Origin of the sequence: Streptomyces justiciae (assembly GCF_015163075.1) — a bacterium.
In the GTDB taxonomy this organism is placed as follows: domain Bacteria; phylum Actinomycetota; class Actinomycetes; order Streptomycetales; family Streptomycetaceae; genus Streptomyces; species Streptomyces justiciae.
Genome location: NZ_JADDXU010000016.1, coordinates 45,228 through 58,961 on the forward strand (window position 1 = coordinate 45,228; position 13,734 = coordinate 58,961).

The following is a 13,734-nucleotide window of genomic DNA, read 5'->3' on the forward strand; positions in this document are numbered from 1 at the left end:
GTGGCGCCCATGGACTTCGGACTCGTCCTGCAGACCGACCCGCCGGCCTCGAAGGTCGTCAGCCTGATGAAGCGCGCCGAGCGCAACGGCTTCACCTACGGCTGGACCTTCGACTCCGCGGTGCTCTGGCAGGAACCGTTCGTGATCTACAGTCAGATCCTCGCCAACACCACGAAGTTGACGGTCGGCCCGATGGTCACCAACCCGGGCACCCGCACCTGGGAGGTCACCGCCTCCACCTTCGCCACCCTCAACGACATGTTCGGCAACCGCACGGTCTGCGGCATCGGCCGCGGCGACTCGGCGATGCGCGTCGCGGGCCGCACCCCCAACACCCTGGCCCGCATCAGCGAGGCCATGAAGGTCATCCGCGCCCTCGGCTCCGGCCAGGAGGCCGACCTCGGCGGCACGGTGATCAAGTTCCCCTGGATCAAGGAGGACGCCGAACTCCCCGTGTGGATGGCGGCGTACGGTCCGAAGGCGCTGAAGATGACGGGGGAGGAGGCCGACGGGTTCATCCTCCAGCTCGCCGACCTGTATCTCACCGAGTACATGGTCAAGGCGGTGAAGGACGCGGCGGTCGCCGCCGGTCGTGACCCGTCCGACGTCAAGATCTGTGTCGCCGCCCCCGCCTATGTCACCGAGGACGACTCGCCCGAGGCGCTCGCTCACGCGCGTGAGCAGTGCCGCTGGTTCGGCGGGATGGTCGGCAACCATGTCGCCGACCTGGTGTCGAAGTACGGCGAGCACTCGGCCGCCGTACCGGACGAACTCACGGACTACATCAAGGCCCGTGAGGGGTACGACTATTCGCATCACGGACGGGCCGACAACCCCGACACCGCGTTCGTCCCGGACGAGATCGTCGACCGGTTCTGCGTCATCGGGCCCGTCGAGAAGCACATCGAGAAGCTCAATGCCCTGCGCGAGCTGGGCGTCGACCAGTTCGCCGTCTACGACATGCACGACGCGCAGGAGACGACCATCGACGCCTACGGCACGAAGGTGATCCCCGCCGTCAACGCCTGAGCCCCACCTCTCCGACCCCCCACACCTTGACACCCCTCTCTCCCCGCCGTCCCGGGGCGGAGAGGGGCCCAAGGCCCCCGCACGGCCTCTCCCGTCCCGCTCACTGATTGGCCTGCCCATGACCGACACAGTCCCCACGGGGTCGCACATATCCCAGTCCGCCGACGCCGGCGGCCGTATCGAACTCAGCCCCGAGGCCTTTCCCGCCGACAGTCCCTTCGCCAACGAGGACCTGCGTCCCGTACCGGTCTCCGAACGCAAGTGGACGACGTACAACTTCGCGGCCCTGTGGATCTCCATGGCCCACTGCATCCCCAGCTGGACCCTGGCCTCCGGCCTGGTCGCGCTCGGGATGGACTGGAAGCAGGCCGTGTTCACCATCGCCCTGGCCAACATCATCGTGCTGCTGCCGATGCTGGCGACCGGGCACGCCGGCCCCAAGTACGGCATCCCCTTCCCGGTGTTGGCGCGTGCCTCCTTCGGGCTGCGCGGCGCCAACATCCCGGCGCTGATCCGGGCGGCCGTGGCCTGCGGCTGGTTCGGCATCCAGACCTGGATCGGCGGCAGCGGCATCTTCGCCCTCGGCTCCAAACTCACCGGCGGGCACTGGGAGAACGCGGGGAAGATCGCCGGGAACCCGTGGCCGCTGTGGCTGTGCTTCCTGCTGTTCTGGGCGTTGCAGATCGCGATCATCTACCGCGGCATGGACTTCCTGCGGCACTTCGAGAACTGGGCCGCGCCCTTCGTGATCGTCGGCGCGCTGGTGCTGCTGGTGTGGATCGCGGTCAAGGCGGACGGCTTCGGCGCGCTGCTCGACCAGCCGTCGAAGCTGGGCTGGGGGCCTGACTTCTGGCCGGTCTTCTTCCCGTCGCTGATGGGCATGATCGGCTTCTGGGCGACGCTGTCGCTGAACATCCCCGACTTCACGCGCTTCGGTGCCAGTCAGAAGGCGCAGACGTGGGGGCAGTCGCTGGGTCTGCCGACGACCATGACGCTGTTCGCGGTCCTCGCGGTGCTGGTCACCTCCGGCTCCGAGGTCGTCTACGGCGAGGCGATCTGGGACCCGGTCACCCTTGCCGCCAAGGCGGACAACGCCTTCGGTCTGCTCTTCGCGCTGATCATCGTGCTGGTCGCGACCATCTCGGTGAACATCGCGGCGAACGTGGTGTCACCGGCGTACGACCTCGCGAACCTCGCGCCGAAGCTCATCAACTTCCGTACGGGCGCGCTGATCACGGGTGTCGTCGGCATCCTGATCTTCCCGTGGAAGCTGATCTCGACGCCGGAGTTCTACATCTTCACCTGGCTCGGCGTGGTCGGCGGACTGCTCGGCACGGTCGCGGGCATCCTCATCGCCGACTACTGGATCGTGCGCCGTACGGTCCTGCACCTGGCGGACCTGTACACGCCGGGCGGTCGCTACTGGTACTCCAACGGCTGGAACTGGCGGGCGATCCTCGCCTTCGTCGTCGGCGGTGTGCTCGCGGTCGGCGGTTCGTACTCGGGCGTGGGCGCCGACGGGTCCAAGACGGGACCGTTCCCGACGGACGGACTGATCCCGTTCCTCAAGCCGCTGGCCGACTACGGCTGGGCCGTGGGACTCGGCGCCTCGCTGGTGCTGTACGTCGCGCTGATGCTGCCGCTGGGGAGGGAGCAGGAACGCGTGTGACGGGCATGGCGTTGGAGGGCCGGTCGGCGGAGCTACTGGCCGCCCTCCAACGCCGCCACCGCGTCCTTCGCCGCCTTGATGGCGCCCTTGTTGATGACGTCGGTGTCGGGTGCCTTCTTCGACTCGAAGTCGCTGCCGTTGTACGTGACGACCACCAGCGCGTTGGACGCCTGGACGATCACCACGCCCTCGCGCGTCTGCTGCTTGTCCTCCGTGGTGAGGTTCACGACGGAGTAGCCCTGGTCGCCGAGGCCCGGGACGTCCCCTCCGCCGCTCTTCTCCTCGATGCGCTCCTTGTACGTCTTCTCCGCCGCTTCGTCCGAGTCCGTGATCTCGTACGAGACGTCGAGCCAGCGGTAGTCGTAGCCCTTGAGCGCGTTCCAGGAGCAGGTGCGGCGGAGTTTCGTGTCCGTCGACGGGATCTCCTTGCCGGCCGTCTTGGCGCCCGGGACCAGCGACTTGATGTTCTTCACCGTGACGCTGCCGCAGGGGGCGGGTGAGGCGGCGTACGTCTTCGTGGCCGCTGCGGTGGCGGGGGCCGACGCGGACTTGGTGCCGCCGCCGCCCTTCGACGCGGACTCGTGGTCGCCGGTCGAGGCGGGGCCGGACGACAGCGTCCAGCCCGCGGCGGCGAGCACGACGACCGGCGACAGACGTGCGGTCAGGGCGAGCGGCAGAGGCAGGGAACGCACAGGCGCACTTCTCGTGGGGGATGGGTGCGGAACGGGTCCGCACAGCGGACGGGGGGCGGTGCGGGGTTCGCCCGCGACACGGACGGGGCGGTGCGGGGGCGCCCGCACGGTGGACGGGAGGCGGTGCGGAGGGTGTCCGCACTGTGGACGGGACGCCAGTGTCACACGAGTCCCTGTGGGGCGGTAGTGCCAACTCGCTCCGTGCATGTGCGGTGACGGAGGACCGCAGTTGACGCGCCGAGTGTCCTGTTATGTCCGTGCGATGTCGCGGTGGAACGCCGACTCGATCCGGTCGACCGCGAGGAACGCGCCGTACGACACGAGGTGCACGAGGCAGTGGTCGGTGTGCTCCGGCCGGCGCCACGCCGCCACGTCCTCGTCCGTGATGCGGTACGGCGCCAGCGCGGCCAGCAGCACGAGCCGCGCCCCGGGCCGCTCGTCCCGGCCGGGGACGCCGGGGAGGGCGAGTGAGGGGTGCTCCCCGTTCCAGTCCTGAAGGACCTCCTCGACCGCGTCCTGGTCCTCGCGGGTGAGCAGGCCCGCGCCCGCCATAGCGGCCCTGAGCAGCGCCGCGTAGGCGACACCGACCGGCGTGCCGCCCGCCCACGCGGGGGCCTCGCCGGGGTCGGGGCGGTCGAGCAGCGCGAGACTCTCACCGGGCACGGCGGTGCGGCGCACGGTCCGGGCGAGGGTGCGGCCCGCGAGACTGCGGACCGTGCGGAACCGCTGGAGGTTGCACGGCAGCATCTTCTCGGTCAGCAGGGCGGACACGACGCGGTTGATGAAGTGGAAGGCGAGCACGGTGCCGAGATAGCCCGGTGCCTCCTCGCGCGGGAAGGGCAGCGGCCCGTCGCCCAGGGTGGCGCCCGGCACCCGGCTCCGGCGTCCCCAGTCCAGCACGCGCGCGTGCTTCTCGTTCTCCGGCTGATGCCCCTTGGCGATGCGCTCGGCCATGGCGTGGTCGCCGGTGGCGTGCAGCAGCACGGTGTGCGCGTCCACGCAGAACGGACACTTGTTGGCGAGCGACACCCCGAGCGCCGCGAGCTCCTTGCCGGTACGGCTGCCGGGGCCGGCGATCAGGGACTCGCGCGTCAACGCCCAGGTGGCGGCGAGGAGTTCCGGTGCGGAGGACAGCACCACGAAGGTGGGCGGCTCGTCGATGCCGAAGTCGCGGGAGAGCTGCGCGTAGACCTCGGCGGTGCGTCCGGTGGCCGCCTTGGGCGGCAGGGGCTCGGTGTAGCGGAATGAAGTGGACATGGACGACAGCGTGCGCCGGGGGTGGGGGCCCGGTCGTCGTACGGCGGAAGGGAGTTGCCGCTGCGACACCGAGGCCGGAGGGGGTGCCGGACTACTACGGGGGGAGTAGCCGCGGAGTTGTCCACAGGGCTGACGCGGGGGTCGGTGCGGCGGCTTAGTCTGCGGACATGAGCGGGATCCAGGGCGGGACGGCCGCAGGTACGGCGTCGGGGGCGACAACGGGGGCGGGCGGTGGGCCGGGTACTCGGGCAGCCGCGCGTGAGCGGCTCGTCGATGTGGTCCTCGCGGTTCTCGTCGGCGCGCTCGTCGGGGTCACGGCGGCCTTCGACACGGACACGACCGTCGTCGACTACGCGTTGATCGCTGTCGCGTCGGCCGTCCTGGCGCTGTACCGCACGGCACCCAGGGTGGTGCTGGCCGTGGCGATGGCGAGCGGTGCGGCGTACGTCCTGCATGCCCACCCGGGCCCGCCCGCCGCCCTCCCCGTCATCGCCGCGAGCCACGTGGCGGCCCGCGTGGGACACCGCGCGTGGGCGGCCGTCGCGGGCGGGGTGTTCCTGGTGGCGTATCTCGCGACCGGTCCGACGACCCGGCAGATCGTCGAGCAGGCCGCGCTGCTCATGGGCTGGTTCCTGTGCGCGGTCGTGACCGGCCTGGCCGACCGCAACTGGCAGGCCTACCTGCGCCAGACGGAACAGCGCGCCCTGGAGGCGGAACGCACCCGGGAGGAGGTCGCGCTGCGCCGCGCGGGAGAGGAACGGCTGCGCATCGCCAGGGAGTTGCACGACTCTCTGACCCACAGCATCTCGATCGTCAAGCTCCAGGCGGGCGTTGCGGTGCATCTCGCGCGCAAGCGCGGCGAGGAGGTACCGGAGGCACTGCTCGCCATCCAGGAGGCGAGCGGCGAGGCCATGCGCGAACTCCGGGCCACGCTGGAGGTGCTGCGCACCGACGAGCCCACGGGCACGCCGGCGTTGCTGGTGGAGCGGGCTCGGGCCGCAGGGCTTGCGGTGGAACTGACCCTGGAGGGCGAGGAGAAGCCCTTGGCCGCGACGGTCGACCGGGCGGTGTACCGGATAGTCCAGGAGGCGCTGACGAACGCGGCGCGACATGCCGGGCCGGCGAAGGTGGGCGTACGACTGGCGTACGGGGACGAGTGCGTGACGGTGCTGGTGGAGGACGACGGCAACGCCGACCCGAACCGCCCCGTCACCCCCGGCATCGGCCTGCGCGGCATGCACGAACGCGTCACGGCACTGGGCGGCACCCTGCGGGCGGCTCCGCGCGCGGAGGGCGGCTTCTCGGTACGGGCGGAACTGCCGCTGGAGGTGCCGGCGTGAGGGGACGGGCGATGTGTGCCGAGCTGTCCTTGGAGGTGCCGGCGTGAGGGGACGGGCGATGTGTGCCGAGCTGTCCTTGGAGGTGCCGGCGTGAGGGGACGGGCGATGCGTGCCGAGCTGTCCATGGAGGTGCCGGCGTGAGGGGCTCTGCGATGTGCGCCGAGCTGTCCTTGGAGGTGGCCGCGTGATCAGCGTCGCCCTCGTCGACGACCAGGCCCTGATGCGGGCCGGCTTCCGGGCGCTGCTCGATGCCGAGGACGGCATCGAGGTGGTGGGGGAGGCGGCGGACGGGGAACGGGGCGTGGAGCTGGTTCGCGCCCAGGTGCCGGACATCGCGCTGATCGACGTACAGATGCCGGTGATGACGGGCATCGAGGCGACGCGCAGGATCGCGGCGGAGCCGGCGCTGGCGGCCGTCCGGGTCGTGATCCTCACCAACTACGGCCTGGACGAGTACGTGTTCGAGGCGCTGCGGGCGGGCGCCAGCGGCTTCCTCCTCAAAGACACCGAACCGGCGGACCTGTTGCAGGCCATCGAGGTGGTGGCGCGCGGCGAGGCCCTGCTGTCCCCGTCGGTCACCCGCACCCTCATCGGCGAGTTCGTCTCCCGCCCACCCGACCGCGCCACCGCCCCCGGTCTGGAGTGCCTCACCCGCCGCGAACTCGAGGTCACGGCACTGGCCGCGCGCGGGCTCAGCAACGAGGAGATCGCCGAGCACATGGTGATCAGCCCGTTCACCGCGAAGACCCATGTGAGCCGGGCGATGACGAAGCTGGGGGCGCGGGACCGGGCGCAGTTGGTGGTGTTCGCGTACGAGTCGGGGCTGGTGACGGCCCGGGGAGGGACGGCCGGATGAGCGGGACGAGACAGGCAGGGGAGAGGGCCGGGCAGGCCGTCCAGCCGCCGGCGGCGTCTGCGTACGATCAGCGAACCGTCGCCGCGTCGTGAGGAGTCCGCCCGTGTTCACCACCCGCCCCACCCTCCAGGGCACCTTCGGCATGGTCTCCTCCACGCACTGGCTGGCCTCGCAGTCGGCGATGGCGGTGTTGGAAGACGGCGGCAACGCGTACGACGCCGCCGTGGCAGGGGCGTTCGTGCTGCACGTCGTCGAGCCGCATCTCAACGGCCCTGCCGGGGAGGTGCCGATCCTGCTGGCGCCCGCCGGTGGGGACGTACGTGTGTTGTGCGGGCAGGGAGTCGCGCCCGCCGGGGCCACCGTCGCGCACTACCGCTCGCTCGGGCTGGATCTCGTACCCGGCACCGGGCCCCTCGCCGCCGCCGTCCCCGGTGCCTTCGACGCCTGGATGGTGTTGCTCCGGGACCACGGCACCAAGTCCCTCGCCGACGTCCTCAAGTACACCATCGGGTACGCCGGACACGGCCACGCGCCCGTGGAGAACGTCGGCGCCACCGTCGAGACCGTACGGGAGCTGTTCGAGACGGAGTGGACCTCTTCGGCGGAGGTGTATCTGCCGGGCGGGAAGGCTCCGAGGACCGGTGAGCTGTTCCGGAATCCCGCCCTCGCCGCCACCTGGAAGCGGCTGCTCGACGAGGTCGACGGGGCCGGGGACCGGGTCGCGCAGATCGAGGCCGCGAGGGAGGTGTGGCGTACCGGCTTCATCGGCGAAGCGCTCGTGCGGCAGGCCGCGCGGCCCACCATGGACACCAGCGGGGAGCGGCACACCGGGACGCTGACGGCCGCCGACCTCGCCGGGTGGTCCGCGACCTACGAGGCGCCGGCGACGTACGACTGGAACGGCTGGACCCTGTGCAAGGCCGGGCCCTGGAGCCAGGGACCGGTGCTGTTGCAGCAGCTCGCCCTGCTGCCGGCGGAGCTTCCGGCGTACGGGTCCGCCGAGTACGTGCATCTGCTCGTCGAGGGCTGCAAGCTCGCCATGGCGGACCGGGAGGCCTGGTACGGGGACGCCGGTGAGGTGCCGCTCGCGGAGCTGCTGTCGGACGCGTACAACGCCGGGCGGCGGGAGCTCGTGGGGGAGAAGGCCTCGTACGAACTGCGGCCCGGGAGCCCCGGCGGGCGGGCGCCCCGGCTGTGCGAGCACGCGCACCTGGTGGCCGCCGAGGAGCCCGGGGGCAGCGCCATGGGCGTCGGCGAGCCGACCGTCGCGAAGCCGCCCACCTCCCCGGTACCGGGGGAGCCCGGCGTCGGCGCCGACGGTGCCACCCGCGGCGACACCTGCCACCTCGACGTCGTCGACCGGTGGGGCAACATGGTCGCCGCCACCCCGAGCGGGGGCTGGTTGCAGTCCAACCCCGTCGTGCCCGAGCTCGGCTTCCCGCTCGGCACCCGGCTCCAGATGACCTGGCTGGAGGAGGGCCTCCCCAACTCGCTCACCCCTGGCCGGAGGCCCCGGACCACCCTCACGCCCTCCCTGGCGCTGCGCGACGGAGTGCCGGTCATGGCGTTCGGCACGCCCGGCGGGGACCAGCAGGACCAGTGGCAGCTGCACTTCTTCCTCGCCGTCGCGCTGCGGGCGGCCGTGCGCGGCGGCCTCGATCTGCAAGGCGCCGTCGACGCCCCGAACTGGCACAACGACAGCTTCCCCGGCTCCTTCTACCCGCGCGGCATGCGGCCCGGGAGCGTCACCGTCGAGGCGCGCATGGACGCGGAGGTCGTCGACGAGCTGCGGCGGCGCGGGCACGACGTGACCGTGGGGGACGCCTGGTCGGAAGGGCGGCTGTGCGCCGTCGCGCGGGACCCGGAGACCGGGGTGCTGTCGGCGGCGGCCAACCCGCGCGGGATGCAGGGGTACGCCGTGGGGCGATGAGCCCCGGGCCTGCGCCTTCGCGAGTTCATCCCGATTCCACCCGGCATCCACCCGCCGGGTGGGGATTGTCAGTGGCGCGTGCTCTCATGGGGGCATGATCGTAGACACGGAAACCATCGACGAGTTTCTCGCCCGCCACTCGGCCGACGTGGAGGAGGCGGTCCGCAAGGCCGCCGCGGCCGAGATCATGCCCCGCTTCCGCCGGCTCGCCGCCCACGAGGTCGACGAGAAGAGCGGACCGCACGACCTGGTGACCGACGCCGACCGGCTCGCCGAGCAGTATCTGACCGAGGTGCTCGGCGCGCTGCTGCCCGGCTCGGTCGTGGTCGGCGAGGAGGCGGTGCACGCCAACCCGGCCTCGTACGACGCGATATGCGGCGACGCCCCGGTCTGGATCGTCGACCCGGTCGACGGGACACGGCAGTTCGTGCACGGCGACCCCGGCTTCTGCACGCTGATCGCGCTGGCGCAGGGCGGCGTCGTGCGCGCCTCGTGGACGTACGCGGCCGCCCGCGACCAACTCGCCACGGCCGTACGGGGTCAGGGCGCGTTCCTCGACGGGGAGCGGCTGTACGCCGGCCCGCCCGAGCCCGGCCGCGACCTCGAAGTGGCCACGTCCCACCCGGACTACACGACGGACGAGCAGAAGCACGCCCTGCGCGGACTGTGGCGGGACGGACTCGCGCCGCGGCCCTGCGGCTCGGCCGGCCTGGAGTATCTGGCCATCGCCCGCGGGCAGTTGGACGCCACCGCGTTCTCCTGGGAGGCCGCGTGGGACCACGCCGCCGGGCTGCTCCTCGTCGAGGAGGCGGGCGGCGCCCACCTCACCCGCACCGGCGAGCCGTTCCGCATCACCGGCGGCAACGCCCTGCCGTTCACCGCCGCCAGGGACATCGCCACGGCCCGGCGTATCGCGGAGGTACTGGCGGACACGGTCTGAAGTCCAGCGCGGCACGAGAGGTGGCTGGTCGGATGACGGTACGGGGTCGATGGCCGGCCCTCGCTCATCGACCGACGGTGACCGCGCGGACACGTCCGAACCGCGGAGCCGCCTCCGCGGACGGTGACGGTGCGGACATCCCGGCGCTGCCGAACTGCCCCCGCGGCCCGGCTCTGTCGGTGCCCCGTCATATCCTGATCCAGTGGCCATCGGCTGACGAAGGGGTCCGAAGGTGCCGTCGATGCTCGATGCGGTCGTGGTGGGTGCGGGGCCGAACGGACTGACGGCTGCCGTGGAGCTGGCCCGCCGCGGCTTCTCCGTGGCCGTCTTCGAGGCCCGCGACACCATCGGTGGGGGAGCCCGCACCGAGGAACTCACCCTTCCCGGCTTCCGGCACGACCCGTGCAGCGCGGCCCACCCCCTCGGAATCAACTCCCCGGCGTTCCGCGCCCTCCCCCTGGAGCGGTACGGCCTGGAATGGCTGCAACCCGAGCTGCCCATGGCCCACCCCTTCACCGACGGCACCGCCGCCGTGCTGTCCCGGTCGGTCGCCGAGACGGCCGCCTCGTTCGGGGCGCGCGACGCGGGCGCGTACCGCAGGCTCGTCGAGCCGTTCCTGCCCAAGTGGGACACCCTGGCCCGCGACTTCATGTCGCTGCCGCTGACCGCGCTGCCCCGCGACCTGGTGACCCTCGCCCGGTTCGGGCTGGTCGGGCTGCCGCCGTCGACCTGGCTGATGCGCCGCTTCCACGACGAGCGGGCGAAGGCCCTGTTCGCCGGCCTCGTCGCCCACGTCATGGCCCCTCTGTCCGGGTTCGCCACCGGCGCCATCGGCCTGGTCTTCGCCCTCGCCGCGCACGCCCGGGGCTGGCCCGTCGCCCGCGGCGGCTCCCAGTCGATCTCCGACGCGCTCGCCGCGTACCTCAAGGACCTCGGCGGCACCGTCCACACGGACTACGAGGTCAAGCGCCTCGACGACCTGCCGCCCGCGCGCGCGTACGTCTTCGACACCTCGCCCACCGCCCTGGCCCGGATCGCCGGCCTCGGCAGGTACTACGACGGCTACCGGTACGGCCCGGGCGTCTTCAAGGTCGACTACGCGCTCGACGGCCCGGTGCCCTGGACCGCGCCGGAGGCCCGCGCCGCCGGAACCGTGCAGATCGGCGCGAGCAGCGTGGAGATCGGCACCGCCCTGCGGGCCGCGTCCCGGGAGGGCCGGGCCCCCGACAAGCCGTTCATGATCACCGTCCAGCCAAGCGTGGTCGACCCCACCCGGGCACCCGAGGGCAAGCAGGTCTTCTGGGCCTACGGCCATGTCCCCAGCGGCTGGGACGGCGACCTCACCGACGCCCTCGAACGCCAACTGGAGCGCTTCGCCCCGGGGTTCCGCGACCGGGTCCTGGCCCGCGCCACCGCAGGACCGCCCGAACTGGCCGCCCGCAACGCCAACTACGTCGGCGGAGACATCGGCTCCGGCGCGGTCACCGGCCTCCAGATCCTGCTGCGCCCCAAGCTCTCCCTGTCCCCGTACGGCACCCCGCACCCGGCCGTCTTCATCTGCTCCTCGGCCACCCCGCCGGGCCCCGGCGTCCACGGCATGTCCGGGCACAACGCGGCGAAGGCGGTGTGGCGGCGGCTGCGGCAGCAGCAGGCCTGAGCGGACGCGGTCCGCCATCCGGGGGCTGGGCGCGCTGCCCGTGGCACGGTGAGCCGCCTCGGGCCAGAGTGGGTCCCATGACCGAGACCACCATCACGCTCGTCCAGGGCGACATCACACGCGAGAGCGCCGACGCGATCGTCAACGCGGCCAACTCCTCGCTCCTCGGCGGGGGCGGAGTCGACGGTGCCATCCACCGGCGCGGCGGCCCGGCGATCCTCGCGGAGTGCCGCGCGCTGCGCGCCTCGCGGTACGGCAAGGGGCTGCCGACGGGCCAGGCGGTCGCCACCACGGCCGGTGAGCTGGACGCCCGGTGGGTGATCCACACGGTCGGCCCGGTGTTCAGCGCGAGCGAGGACCGCTCCGACCTGCTCGCCTCCTGCTACCGGGAGTCGCTGAAGGTCGCCGACGAGCTCGGCGCCCGTACGGTCGCGTTCCCGGCGATCTCCACCGGCGTCTATCGCTGGCCGATGGACGACGCGGCCCGCATCGCCGTGGAGACGGTGCGGGCCGCGCGGACCTCGGTGACGGAGGTGCGGTTCGTCCTCTTCGGCGAGCAGGCGTACGAGGTGTTCGCCGCACAGGCCGGCTGATCAGGTCACGGGAACGTCGGGCAGCTCCGGCACCGCACTCCCGAGCAGCCCCGTGACGAGGCCGAGCACGGGCGACAGGAGCCCGGTCACCGCGCTCAGCACCCCGCCGAGGTCCAGCGAGGTCAGCGAGCTGAGCAGACCGCTGACCGCGGACTGCACCTGGGCGACGAGGTCGTCCACCGGGTCGGCGGCCTGGGCCACGGTCCGGTCGGCGGGGGTGTCGAGGCCGCGCAGACGCTCCTGGACGGTGGCGCTCCAGGCACGGATCTCCTCGGCGTACGAGGTGGCCGCGGCCGGGTCGAGCCGGGCGCCGTCCGTCACGGCCGGGTCGAGACGCGTGCCGGCATCGAGACGCGTGCCGTCCGGCAGCGTGCTCTCCGACAGCAGCGAGTCCAGGAACGTGTCCATCCCGGCGTCGGCCCGCACAGCCGCCTCCGCGATGCTCGGGCCCGGCACGGCTCGGCCCACGTCACCGACGGCGGCGGCGGTGCCGGCCTGGCCGAAGACGAGGGCGGCGCAGACCAGGGGCGGCACGAGGAGGCCGCGGGAGACAAGGGCGCGCATGAAGATCCTTTCGAAGCGCTCGAAGCTTCAGTCCTTGCGCCCACCGTGAGAACGGGTCAGATGCCCTGCAAACCGATCAAGCGCCCCCACGGCCGGCCCGCGCCCTCGGCGTGATGACCCTGACCAGGCTGTTTCGCCGCGGCGGCAGCGCCATCCGGTTAAGCCGTCGCGTTCGCCCGTCAGGGTGCGCTCAGCCGTACACCGGCAGGCCGTCAGGGTGCGCTCAGCCGTACACCGGCAGGCCGTCAGGGGTGCGGCTCAGCCGTACACCGGCAGCAGCACCGCGAGCAGCGCCAGCGACAGCACGACCTCCACGGCCCCCACCACCGCGATCCGCACCCGGCCGAGCCCCGGCATCACCACGGCCCGCACCAGGCACACGCCGAAGAACACCGCGAGCCACGGCGAGAGCAGCCCCGCCACCACGACCGCCGCGCCGTGGTACAGCCCAGAGGCCCACCGGTACGCCTCGCTCCCGCGCTCCCGGATCATCGTCTTCACGTACGGCACGGTCCCCGCGAAGTAGAGCAGACAGGCCAGCGCCGGACGCCACGCCTCCGCCCACGTACCGCCCCCGAGCAGCGCGGCGACCGGCAGCATCCCGCAGGCCGGGACGACCGCGGCGAGCCCATTGACCAGGGAGCGTTCCTGATTGCGCCAGGCGTACCAGGAGTTGATGGCGAAGAACGGCAGCGCGGCCAGGCCCACGAGCAGCAGCCACGGCGCGTGGACGACGAGCGCGAGACCGGGCGGCAGGAGCGCCGCCGTGAACACCGCGGCGGGGACGGTGTGGCGGGCCGCCGCCTTCGGATTGCGGGAGTTGCGGCGCAGCCGCAGCCACTGCTGCACGTGGTGGGCGGCCAGGTACGCGACGAGCCACGCGAAGAGCAGTGCGGCATGCCAGGGCGTCGGGTCGGCGAGCAGCATCCCCGCCAGGAACGGCACGAGCAGCATCGCCCACGCCCCGTGCTGGCCGGGGAGCCAGCGTCGTATCGCCCGTGCAGCCATGCCGTCCCTCCGATCGCGCGTCCCAGCCTGCCACCGGGGCGATGGCCCTCGGGCCGCTATTGGTCCCTCCCTTCGGGACCAACGGCCCTCGGCCGCAATTCCGGTCGTTGGTCCCTGCCGGGCGGGACCATTGGCGACTGCTTCGGCCGGTCGGGCGCTCCTAGGGTCGATGACGCGTTCGTTCCGCCGCGTAGGGCGT

Annotated in this window: 12 protein-coding genes; 8 read left to right on the plus strand and 4 right to left on the minus strand. The window is 72.4% G+C overall.

Translation table 11 applies throughout. The annotated features are described in order from the left end of the window. Positions 1-9: 9 nt before the first annotated feature. Entirely contained in the window at positions 10-1,029 is a 1,020-nt protein-coding gene (locus IQ210_RS35065; protein WP_194083234.1) for a TIGR03842 family LLM class F420-dependent oxidoreductase, read from the plus strand. A gap of 118 nt (positions 1,030-1,147) precedes the next feature. Continuing rightward, positions 1,148-2,698 (plus strand): NCS1 family nucleobase:cation symporter-1, encoded by a 1,551-nt coding sequence (locus IQ210_RS35070; RefSeq protein WP_194083235.1) that lies wholly within the window; start codon positions 1,148-1,150, stop codon positions 2,696-2,698. A gap of 32 nt (positions 2,699-2,730) precedes the next feature. On the opposite strand, the gene IQ210_RS35075 is transcribed toward IQ210_RS35070, so the two are convergent. Beyond that, a complete protein-coding gene (locus IQ210_RS35075; protein WP_194083236.1) occupies positions 2,731-3,390 on the minus strand; it encodes a hypothetical protein in 660 nt (219 codons plus the stop codon). Positions 3,391-3,639: 249 nt separating this feature from the next. Further along, entirely contained in the window at positions 3,640-4,647 is a 1,008-nt protein-coding gene (locus IQ210_RS35080; protein WP_194083237.1) for a carboxymuconolactone decarboxylase family protein, read from the minus strand. 167 nt (positions 4,648-4,814) lie between these two features. Here IQ210_RS35080 and IQ210_RS35085 point away from each other — a divergent pair, with 167 nt between their 5' ends. The 6 genes from IQ210_RS35085 (at position 4,815) to IQ210_RS35110 (ending at position 11,963) form a co-directional block, all read left to right on the plus strand. Beyond that, positions 4,815-5,987 (plus strand): sensor histidine kinase, encoded by a 1,173-nt coding sequence (locus tag IQ210_RS35085; protein WP_194083238.1) that lies wholly within the window; start codon positions 4,815-4,817, stop codon positions 5,985-5,987. Between the two features lie 184 nt (positions 5,988-6,171). Continuing rightward, the gene (locus IQ210_RS35090) at positions 6,172-6,843 is read left to right on the plus strand and encodes a response regulator (RefSeq protein ID WP_194083239.1); all 672 of its coding nucleotides are present in this window, start codon (positions 6,172-6,174) and stop codon (positions 6,841-6,843) included. Positions 6,844-6,946: 103 nt separating this feature from the next. Beyond that, a complete protein-coding gene (locus tag IQ210_RS35095; RefSeq protein WP_194083240.1) occupies positions 6,947-8,773 on the plus strand; it encodes a gamma-glutamyltransferase family protein in 1,827 nt (608 codons plus the stop codon). 94 nt (positions 8,774-8,867) lie between these two features. Continuing rightward, complete coding sequence (locus IQ210_RS35100; RefSeq protein WP_194083241.1) at positions 8,868-9,713, plus strand: inositol monophosphatase family protein; 846 nt, start codon at positions 8,868-8,870, stop codon at positions 9,711-9,713. Positions 9,714-9,954: 241 nt separating this feature from the next. After that, the gene (locus IQ210_RS35105; protein ID WP_194083242.1) at positions 9,955-11,370 is read left to right on the plus strand and encodes a phytoene desaturase family protein; all 1,416 of its coding nucleotides are present in this window, start codon (positions 9,955-9,957) and stop codon (positions 11,368-11,370) included. A 77-nt stretch (positions 11,371-11,447) separates the two neighbouring features. Continuing rightward, positions 11,448-11,963 carry an O-acetyl-ADP-ribose deacetylase gene (locus IQ210_RS35110; RefSeq protein WP_194083243.1) on the plus strand — a complete coding sequence of 172 codons (516 nt, stop codon included), beginning with the start codon at positions 11,448-11,450 and terminating at the stop codon, positions 11,961-11,963. On the opposite strand, the gene IQ210_RS35115 is transcribed toward IQ210_RS35110, so the two are convergent. Next, positions 11,964-12,527 (minus strand): hypothetical protein, encoded by a 564-nt coding sequence (locus IQ210_RS35115; RefSeq protein WP_194083244.1) that lies wholly within the window; start codon positions 12,525-12,527, stop codon positions 11,964-11,966. 258 nt (positions 12,528-12,785) lie between these two features. Next, positions 12,786-13,535 (minus strand): YwiC-like family protein, encoded by a 750-nt coding sequence (locus IQ210_RS35120; protein ID WP_194083245.1) that lies wholly within the window; start codon positions 13,533-13,535, stop codon positions 12,786-12,788. Between the last annotated feature and the right edge of the window lie 199 nt (positions 13,536-13,734).

What these genes read in the sequence shown, in the direction of transcription:
- IQ210_RS35065 (WP_194083234.1), top strand. Translation starts at nt 10, where the DNA reads ATGGACTTCGGACTCGTCCTGCAGACCGACCCGCCGGCCTCGAAGGTC.
- IQ210_RS35070 (WP_194083235.1), top strand. Translation starts at nt 1,148, where the DNA reads ATGACCGACACAGTCCCCACGGGGTCGCACATATCCCAGTCCGCCGAC.
- IQ210_RS35080 (WP_194083237.1), bottom strand. Translation starts at nt 4,647, where the DNA reads ATGTCCACTTCATTCCGCTACACCGAGCCCCTGCCGCCCAAGGCGGCC.
- IQ210_RS35085 (WP_194083238.1), top strand. Translation starts at nt 4,815, where the DNA reads ATGAGCGGGATCCAGGGCGGGACGGCCGCAGGTACGGCGTCGGGGGCG.
- IQ210_RS35100 (WP_194083241.1), top strand. Translation starts at nt 8,868, where the DNA reads ATGATCGTAGACACGGAAACCATCGACGAGTTTCTCGCCCGCCACTCG.
- IQ210_RS35105 (WP_194083242.1), top strand. Translation starts at nt 9,955, where the DNA reads ATGCTCGATGCGGTCGTGGTGGGTGCGGGGCCGAACGGACTGACGGCT.
- IQ210_RS35110 (WP_194083243.1), top strand. Translation starts at nt 11,448, where the DNA reads ATGACCGAGACCACCATCACGCTCGTCCAGGGCGACATCACACGCGAG.
- IQ210_RS35115 (WP_194083244.1), bottom strand. Translation starts at nt 12,527, where the DNA reads ATGCGCGCCCTTGTCTCCCGCGGCCTCCTCGTGCCGCCCCTGGTCTGC.
- IQ210_RS35120 (WP_194083245.1), bottom strand. Translation starts at nt 13,535, where the DNA reads ATGGCTGCACGGGCGATACGACGCTGGCTCCCCGGCCAGCACGGGGCG.